Raw genomic sequence first — 7,011 nt, forward strand, 5'->3', positions numbered from 1 at the left:
CGGTCCTCGCGTCGAATCTCCGACGGGGTTCCCGAGAATGTCACAAGATCGGGTGGAGCGATCTCGGCCGAACGCCCGTTTCCGAGCATTCGGTCGGTGTCCGCTGGCACTGTGGGATCGTCGACGTCGTCGAGGAGAGGGGGCGAAGTGGTGAAGGCGAACGACGTGGCCGCGTACATCCTGCACCGGCGGGGGCCGATGACGGCCATGAAGTTGCAGAAGCTCGTGTACTACAGCCAGGCCTGGCACCTGGTGTGGGAGGAGCGCCCGCTCTTCGACGAGCCTATCCAGGCGTGGGCGAACGGCCCGGTGGTACCGGAGCTGTACGCCCGCCACCGCGGGAAGTTCCGGCTGAACGCCGAGGACGCCCTCGGCGGTGACCGGACGGTGCTGGACGAGGCGGAACGCGGCAGCGTGGAAGCGGTGCTCGACGCGTACGCGGACCGGTCCGCGCACTGGCTCAGCGAGCTCACCCATCGCGAAGCACCGTGGCGGGAGGCGCGTTCTCGTGCGCGGCTGGGCGACGGTGAACGCGGCAGCGCCGTGATCGAGCACGCCGCCATGCACGAGTACTACGACGGGCTCACCGGCGCCGACGCGGACGCGGAGGACGTGTGAGCCGGAAGTCGCCGAAGAAGCAGCAGGCGGTGCCCGCCGGAAGCTCGGTGCCGAAGATGCACCGCGCGGCCGCACCGTCCGCGGAGAAGCGGCCTCGCCTCGCGCTGACCCCGGGAGACCCCGGCACGAAGCTGATGGTCTCCCTGTCCAAAGTGGATCTGAACGGCAGCTGGTGCCTGACCCGCATCACCCCGGAAGATCACAAGACGTTGCTGCGCAGCATCAGCGCGTTCGAGTCCATGACGGTGAACGAGGTGATCCACAGCCACCAGCGTTCGCAGGACTACCCGCTGGGTGACCTGGCGAAGCCTGCCTGGGAGCGCCTGGTCGAGCTCGGGCTCGACGACCGCGACGTGATCCACCGGTTGCGGATCACCGGGGAGCGGCGGCTGTTCGGATTCGTGGAGAACAACCGCTTCTACGCTCTCTGGTGGGACCCGCGGCACGAGGTGGTCCCCAGTCGCAAGAAGCACACCTGAACCGGGACGGCCTCGCGCCGCGGGTGTCGATCACTCCTCGCCGAGCGCCGCCAGGACGTCCGGGAGGGCCGCGCCGGTGTGGACCACGCCGAGGCGCTGGGTGGCGCGGGTCAGGGCCACGTACAGATCGTTGAGCCCGCGCGCCGATTCGCCGAGGATGCGGTCCGGGTCGGCGACCAGCACCGAGTCGAACTCCAGCCCCTTCGCCTGCTCGACGGTGAGCACCACGGCCCGCGCTTCGAGGCCGTCCTCCTGGGCGCCCACCTCGGCCTCCGGCACCTGTTCGGCGATGCGGCCGCCGACCTCGGCGAGGTGCTCCGGCGGCAGCAGCACCGCGAGGGTGCCCTCGACGGCGGCGAGCTCGTCGCGCACCAGGCCCGGCAGCGCCGCGGCCAGCTCCGCCTCCGGAACCCGCCGCGTCCACGGCTCGTGCCCGCTGGTGCGCACCGAGGTCGGCGCCTCCAGATCGGTGTCGAGCGCGTCGAGCACGTCGGAGGCGACCGCCATGATCTCGGCGGGCGTCCGGTAGTTGACGGTCAGCTCGGCGAGCTTCCACCGGTCCATCACGTACGGCGACAGCACCTCGTCCCACGACGCCGCGCCGCCGAGCGCCCCGGTCTGGGCGATGTCGCCGACGAGCGTCATCGACCGGCTGGGGCAGCGGCGCATCAGCACCCGCCACGCCATCGTGGACAGCTCCTGGGCTTCGTCGACGATGACGTGCCCGAACGTCCAGGTGCGGTCCTCGGCGGCGCGTTCCGCGGCGGTGAGGTCGCTGCGGGTGCGGTGCCGCTGCGCGAGCAGTTCGGCGTCGAGCACGTCGGAGACGCGGAGCCGTTCCTCGTCGGCGATCTCCTCGTCCTGCTCCATGAGGTGCAGCACGCCCTGGGCGTAGGCGAGTTCCTCGCGCTCCTGCCGCGCCTGCTCCTCGCGGGCCTTGGTGTCGTCCTCGCCGAGCAGCTCGGCCAGCTCGTCCAGCAGCGCGGCGTCCGCGGGTGTCCACGGCGATCCCGGCGGGCGCAGCAGCAGCTGCCGCTCCTGATCGGAGAGGTGCTTGCGGGCGGCGGTGGTGAGCCGCTTCGGCACGCTGAGCAGGTCGTCGAGCACCTGCTGCGGCGTCAGCTGCGGCCACAGCGAGTCGAGGACCTCGCCGACCGCGTCGTCGGCGCGCAGCTCGGCGCCGATGTCGTCCAGGTCGCGGCGGTCCAGCAGGTCGCGGCCGAGGCGGTCGGCGACCTGCCGGGTCAGCCCGGAGACCATCTCCTTGCGGAAGATCCGGCGCGCGTGGTTGTGCGGCTTCCGGGACCGGCGGGCGCGGCTGCGGGCGTGCGAGACGAGGTTCTTGCCGATGGTCAGCGGCTCCCGGTCGAACAGCACCTCGATCGGGGTCTTCGGCACCTGCTGGCGGTCCCGCACGGCCGAGTTGAGCACCTGCACCATCGCGCCGCGGCCCTTGACCTCGGCGGCCGCCGCCGGTTCGTCGGCGGTGGCGTCGATGCCGGGGAACAGCTGGCCGGCGGTGGACAGCAGCACGCCGGTCTCGCCGAGCGACGGCAGCACCTGCCCGATGTAGCGCAGGAACGTGGAGTTCGGACCGACCACGAGCACACCGCGCTTGGTCAGCTGCTCGCGGTAGGTGTAGAGCAGGAACGCGGCGCGGTGCAGCGCCACCGCCGTCTTGCCGGTGCCCGGCCCGCCCTGCACCACCAGCACCCCGTTCATGGGGGCGCGGATGATGCGGTCCTGCTCGGCCTGGATGGTGGCGACGATGTCGCCCATCTGCCCGGTGCGGCGCGCGTCGAGCGCGGCCAGCAGCGTGGCCTCCCCGGCGAGACCGAGGTCGCTGCCCTGCTCGCCCGCGTCCAGGTCGAGGATCTCGTCCTCGAGCTCGACGACGGTGCGCCACTTGCTGCGCAGGTGGCGGCGCCGCCACACGCCTTCGCGGGCGGCGGCGGTGGCCAGGTAGAAGGGGCGCGCGGCCGGGGCGCGCCAGTCGATGAGCAGCGGCTCGTACTCGCGCTCCTCGTCGAACAGGCCGATCCGCCCGATGTGGAAGACCTCGTCGCTGTCCAGGTCGAGGCGGCCGAAGCACAGGCCGTGCTCGACCGCGCTGAGCTGGGTCAGCTTGTCGGTGTACATCGTGGTGGAGATGTCGCGTTCGGTGCGGGCCTGCGGCGTGCCGCCGGTCTCCCGCAACGTGTCCGTGAGCCGCTTCGTCGCGTCCCGGCGGAGTTCGTCGAGTTTGTCGTAGAGCGTCGAGACGTACTGCTGCTCGGCGGCTAGGTCGTCGGTGCGGTCGGGTCCCCGATCAGCTCGGGCATTGGACAACTTGGTTCCACCTCGTGCTCAACCGTGATGTGCCGGACGGATGTGCCGACGGGTGCGATGCGTCCCTGGCGAAAGTCCGACCAACCATCATACCGGCCGCGAGGCCGGGGCCTCCCGGCTACAGCAGCAGCTCCAGGAGGCAGAGCACCGCGAACGACACCACGGACAGGATCGTCTCCATCGCCGACCAGGTCTTGAGCGTCTGCCCGACGGTCATCCCGAAGTACTCCTTCACGAGCCAGAACCCGGCGTCGTTGAGGTGCGAGAAGAACAGCGAGCCGGAGCCGACGGCCAGCGCGACCAGCGCCCCGTGCACCGGGTCCAGCCCGGCGACCAGCGGCGCGACCATGCCCGCCGCGGAGATCGTGGCGACGGTCGCGGACCCGGTGGCGACCCGGATGCCGACGGCGATCAGCCAGGCCAGCACCAGCGGCGACAGGTGCGCGCCCGCGGCCAGGTCGGTGATCATCGTGTTGACGCCGGATTCGACGAGGGTCTCCTTGAACCCGCCACCCGCGCCGACGATGAGGATGATCCCGGCGACCGGCGGCAGCGCGGCGCCGACGATGCCGGACAGCCGTTCGCGGCCGAGCCCGGAGCGCGGCCCCAGGGTGCCCATGGCCAGCAGCACGGTCAGCGCCAGCGCCACCACCGGCGTGCCGAGGGTGTCCAGCGCCGAGTAGGCGGCGGTGCCCTCGGTCAGCGCCAGGTCGGCGACGGACTTGCCGAGCATCAGCAGCACCGGCAGCAGCAGCATCAGCACCGACAGCGCGAACCCGGGCCGCCTGCCCTCGCTGTCCGGACCGGGGGCCTTGCCGAGCAGCGTGGACGCGGCGGGCAGCTCGACCCGCTTCGCGATGAACGAGCCGAACACCGGACCGGCGACGATGGCGGTGGGGATGGCCACCACGATGCCGAGCGCGAGGGTGGTGCCCACGTCGACGCCGAGCGCGTCCACCGCGGCCAGCGGCCCGGGGTGCGGCGGCACCAGCCCGTGCAGGATGGAGAGCCCGGCGAGCGCGGGGATGCCGATGCGCAGCATCGGCTGCTCGGAACGGGCGGCGACCATGACCACGACCGGCACCAGCAGCACGACGCCGACCTCGAAGAACATCGGCAGGCCGAGCAACGCGGCGATGAACACCATCGCCCACGGCAGGGTGCGGCGGGTGGTGCGCGCCAGCACGGTCTCCACGATCTGCTCGGCGCCGCCGGTGTCGGTGAGCAGCCTGCCGAGCATGGCACCGAGCGCGACCAGCAGCCCCACGTCCCCGACGGTGCTGCCGAGCCCCTTCGTGAAGGTCTCGACGAGGTCGCCGAACGGCATTCCGGCGGTGACGCCGAGGGTCGCGGCGCCGAGCGCGAGCGACAGGAACGGGTGCAGCTTCACCCAGCTGATCAGCACGACGATGACGGCGATGCCGGCGACCGCGGCGGCCAGCAGCCGGGTGTCGTGGCCGGTCCAGGCTGCGGGTGGGGCCTGCGCGAGCAGGGCGGCGGTCGGGTGCGGCAATGGCATGAGGGGCTCCTCGCTGAGCTCGGTGCGCGGCCCACCCTAGGAGCAGATCCCCAATAAGTATGACTTTTGAGGCTGGTGAACCGATTAAGTCGGCTCTGTTAGTCGGGTCACCGGCATAGTGCGGTCAGGTGCCCGCGACGTCCGGGGCGCTGGAAGAGTGGGCCGTCGACGGAAGGAGCCCGGTGAGCGGCGGACTGCACGGGCAGGTGGTCGACCTGCTCGGCCACGAGATCAGCGCGGGAGTGCACCCGCCGGGCAGCGTGCTGCGCATCGACGGGCTGGAGGAGCGGTTCGGCATCTCCCGCAGCGTCGCCCGCGAAGTGGTGCGCACCCTGGCCTCGATCCGGCTGGTGGTCAGCCGCAAGCGCGTCGGCGTCGTGGTGCGCCCGCGCGCCGAGTGGAACACCTTCGACCCGGCGCTGATCCGCTGGCTGCTCGCGGTGGACCGGTCCGCGCAGGTCCGCACGCTGGCCGAGCTGCGCACCGCGGTCGAACCGGTCGCCGCCGCGGCCGCCGCCCGCAACGCCGGCCACGAGCAGGCGGCCCGGCTGGTCGGGCTGGCCGAGCGGATGGTCGCCACCGCGCGCGCCGGCGATCTGGAGACGTTCCTGGAGGCCGACGTCGCCTTCCACGGCCTGGTGCTGGCCGCCTCCGGCAACGAGATGTTCGCGCAGCTGGAGGGCGTGTTCGGCGAGGTCCTGCGCTGGCGGACCGGGCGCGGCCTGATGCCGGAACACCCGGAACCGGTCGCGTTGCGGCTGCACTGCGAGATCGCCGAGTGCGTCCGCGGCGGAGATCCGGCGCGCGCCGAGTCGGCGATGCGCGAACTGGTGGAGGAGGCGTTCGCCGGGACCCTGGCGAGCCTCACCGCCGAACGGCGCGCCACCGGATCCGCTCAGTAGCCCTCGTAGGAGCCGCCGGAGCTCACGCCCTGCACGCCCGGCACGTTCGAGATCGAGCCGTACCGGTCGATGGAGTAGCGGGTGGCGGCCACGATGTTGTCCACCGGGTTCCAGATGTCCTGGTGCCCGGGCACCGCGTACGAGTGGAACGTCGGGTCGATGGTCTGCATCAGGCCCTTGGACGGGGTGCCCGCGGCCGCGTTCGAGTCCCAGCCGTTGGAGGCGGACGGGTCGCCGCCGGACTCGTGCTCGATGATCGTGCGCAGCGCTTCCGGGTCGATCTGCTCGCGGGAGACGCCGTTCGCCTCGAGGACCGCGGTCGCCTGGCCGATCCAGCCGTCGACGGGGTCGCCGACGGGCGCGCCGTCCAGCCCGGGACCGGTGTTCGGGGGACTCACCGGTCCGGGCTGGACGTGCCCGGCAGCCGCTTCGGGAGCGGCGCGGACCTGGGGGGCGTGCTCGATCGCGGTGTCCTCGGCGGCGGGGGAGCCGCCGAGGATGCTGCTGAGCACGCCGGTCGCGACGATCGCGGCACCGATCTGGGCGGTCCGCATCCGGGGGGACAGGCGGTGCGGGCCGATGGCGGTGCCGATGCTCCACAGCTCGCGCAGCTGCGGGACCGCCTTCTCCTGCAGACGCTGCAGCGCCGCCGGAGTCTTGCGCTCGGGGGTGGGCAGGGCTCGGGGGAAGGTGTGGTCGGGGGAACTCACGAGAACCAACCGTCCATCACCGGCCGTGTACCTACATCGCGGTTTCCACGTATGCAGGTACCTACTTTGGTAGATCAGAACGACCGATTCGCGGGAAAGTAGTCACTCCACGTAACCAACACCCGGCATTCGCTCAGCTCGACCAAGCATCACCGTGATCCACCCCGGACCCTGCCGACCACCCACCACCCCCGTCAAGAACCCGACCACCGAGGTCGGAAACCCCACAGCTCGGCCATCAACGCGCGAGGGATCACGCCGCCCAGCCCCAGCGGCGAAGCCGAATCGGTCTCCGTCGCTCGTCAGCGACGAAGCCGCTGAGCCGCCGACCACCCGACGGACCCACACCACCGCACCCATCCCCGGCGAAGCCGAATCAGTGCCCTCGTCCTGTCAGCGGCGAAGCCGCTGAGCAGCGACCACGCACGCAGCAGGACCACCCGCGGGTTCTCAGC

General features: G+C 71.8%; 6 protein-coding genes. 3 read left to right on the forward strand and 3 right to left on the reverse strand.

Going from position 1 to position 7,011, the window contains the following annotated elements; translation table 11 throughout:
- The first annotated feature begins 147 nt into the window (after positions 1-147).
- Entirely contained in the window at positions 148-618 is a 471-nt protein-coding gene (locus tag ABZ805_RS08200; RefSeq protein ID WP_358436188.1) for a type II toxin-antitoxin system antitoxin SocA domain-containing protein, read from the forward strand.
- Complete coding sequence (locus tag ABZ805_RS08205; protein WP_358436190.1) at positions 615-1,097, forward strand: hypothetical protein; 483 nt, start codon at positions 615-617, stop codon at positions 1,095-1,097. Before ABZ805_RS08200 ends, ABZ805_RS08205 begins: the two co-directional genes overlap by 4 nt.
- 30 nt (positions 1,098-1,127) lie before the next feature.
- On the opposite strand, the gene ABZ805_RS08210 is transcribed toward ABZ805_RS08205, so the two are convergent.
- Entirely contained in the window at positions 1,128-3,425 is a 2,298-nt protein-coding gene (locus ABZ805_RS08210) for an ATP-binding domain-containing protein (protein ID WP_358436193.1), read from the reverse strand.
- A 118-nt stretch (positions 3,426-3,543) separates the two neighbouring features.
- Positions 3,544-4,944, reverse strand: coding sequence for a gluconate:H+ symporter (locus ABZ805_RS08215; protein ID WP_358436195.1), 1,401 nt, complete (start codon positions 4,942-4,944; stop codon positions 3,544-3,546).
- Positions 4,945-5,126: 182 nt separating this feature from the next.
- Between ABZ805_RS08215 and ABZ805_RS08220 the strand changes: the two genes are divergently transcribed.
- Positions 5,127-5,846 carry an FCD domain-containing protein gene (locus ABZ805_RS08220; RefSeq protein WP_358436198.1) on the forward strand — a complete coding sequence of 240 codons (720 nt, stop codon included), beginning with the start codon at positions 5,127-5,129 and terminating at the stop codon, positions 5,844-5,846.
- Here ABZ805_RS08220 and ABZ805_RS08225 read toward each other — a convergent pair.
- The gene (locus ABZ805_RS08225) at positions 5,840-6,556 is read right to left on the reverse strand and encodes a transglycosylase SLT domain-containing protein (RefSeq protein WP_358436201.1); all 717 of its coding nucleotides are present in this window, start codon (positions 6,554-6,556) and stop codon (positions 5,840-5,842) included. The two genes, ABZ805_RS08220 and ABZ805_RS08225, sit on opposite strands and share 7 nt — an antisense overlap.
- Between the last annotated feature and the right edge of the window lie 455 nt (positions 6,557-7,011).

Origin of the sequence: Saccharopolyspora sp. NPDC047091 (assembly GCF_040643635.1) — a bacterium.
Taxonomy (GTDB): domain Bacteria; phylum Actinomycetota; class Actinomycetes; order Mycobacteriales; family Pseudonocardiaceae; genus Saccharopolyspora_C.

Bases quoted from the DNA above. Each gene is read 5' to 3' on its own strand.
- ABZ805_RS08215 (WP_358436195.1), bottom strand. From the start codon at position 4,944: ATGCCATTGCCGCACCCGACCGCCGCCCTGCTCGCGCAGGCCCCACCC.